Annotated in this window: 1 protein-coding gene; it reads left to right on the forward strand. The window is 64.5% G+C overall.

Translation table 11 applies throughout. The features are described 5' to 3' along the window. Positions 1–7: 7 nt before the first annotated feature. The coding region (locus tag AC2FMY_RS21960) for an NAD(P)H-dependent oxidoreductase subunit E (RefSeq protein WP_496808107.1) at positions 8–1,447 on the forward strand (1,440 nt) is incomplete at its 3' end.

The raw sequence follows: 1,447 nt of genomic DNA on the forward strand, positions 1-1,447 counted from the left end.
GACGACCATGACACAGGACCGCGCCGCCTTCGGGGTGCGGCGGAAATCGGGCGCGGGCAAGGGCCGGCAGCTCGACCCCGCTGCGCTGGCCGAACTTCAAGAGATCATTGGTACGGTGCCGCAACCGGCCGACCGACTTATCGAGAATATCCACAAGATCCAGGACCATTTCGGTCATGTCTCTGCCCGTCATGTCCGAGCGCTTGCCGAGCTTATGCGGCTGTCGCAAGCAGAAGTGTTTGAGGTCGCATCGTTCTACGATCATTTCGATCTGGTGCGCGAAGGCGAGGCCACCCCGCCGCCGCTAACGATCCGGGTCTGCGACGGGATCGCCTGCATGTTGCGCGGAGCCGCCGACTTGGAAGCGGCGCTGAAGGGCGGCACCGATCCTGCATCCGTACGCGTGGTCACGGCCCCCTGTATGGGCGGATGCGACGTGGCCCCGGCGGCGCGTATCGGCAACCGGGAAGTGGGCAATGCCACGGCAAAAGGCCTTCTGGACATTGCCGCCAGCGGCGACACTGGGACCATGCTGCCAGATTATACCGGGCTTGATGCTTACCGCGCGAAGGGCGGCTACGGCACAGTCGAAAAGCTTCGTAGCGGCGCACTGACCGCGCAGGGTGTGATCGATACTCTGTCCGATTCGACCCTGCGCGGCCTCGGCGGGGCGGGCTTCGGCACGGGTATGAAATGGGGCATCGTGCGGGGCTATCCCGGTCCCCGGCTGATGACCGTCAACGGTGACGAGGGCGAGCCCGGCACCTTCAAGGACCGCTATTATCTGGAGCGGAATCCTCACGCCATGCTGGAAGGGGCGCTGATCGGAGCAGCGGTAGTTGAGGCCGAGCGTGTCTATATCTACATGCGCGACGAATATCCCGCCGTGCTGGAGATTCTCCGCCGAGAGATTTCGGCACTGGAAGATGCGGGCCTCGCGGCACCGGGTTTCCTGGAACTTCGCCGGGGCGCGGGTGCCTATATCTGCGGCGAAGAAAGCGCGATGATAGAATCAATCGAGGGCAAGCGCGGGTTGCCGCGCCTGCGCCCGCCCTTCATCGCAGAGGTTGGCCTGTTCGGCCGTCCGACACTCAATAACAACGTCGAATCGCTTTATTGGGTGCCCGAGATTCTGACAAAGGGCGCCAAATGGTTCGCCGGACAGGGCAGCGATGGCCACCCCGGCCCGCGGTCCTGGTCGGTCTCGGGCCGTGTGCGCAATCCCGGCGTCGTGCTTGCTCCCGCAGGATCGACGGTGCGCGAACTGATCGAGTTGTGCGGCGGCATGGAAGAGGGCCACGTGTTCAAGTCCTACCTGCCGGGCGGTGCATCCGGAGGTATCCTGCCCGCCGACAAGGGGGATGTCCCGCTCGATTTCGGCGGTGAGCTTGCGAGGCTCGGCGCGTTTGTCGGCTCGCACGCGATCGTGGTCTTCTCCGAGGTGGAC

Source organism: Ruegeria sp. YKSE079 (assembly GCF_059612845.1).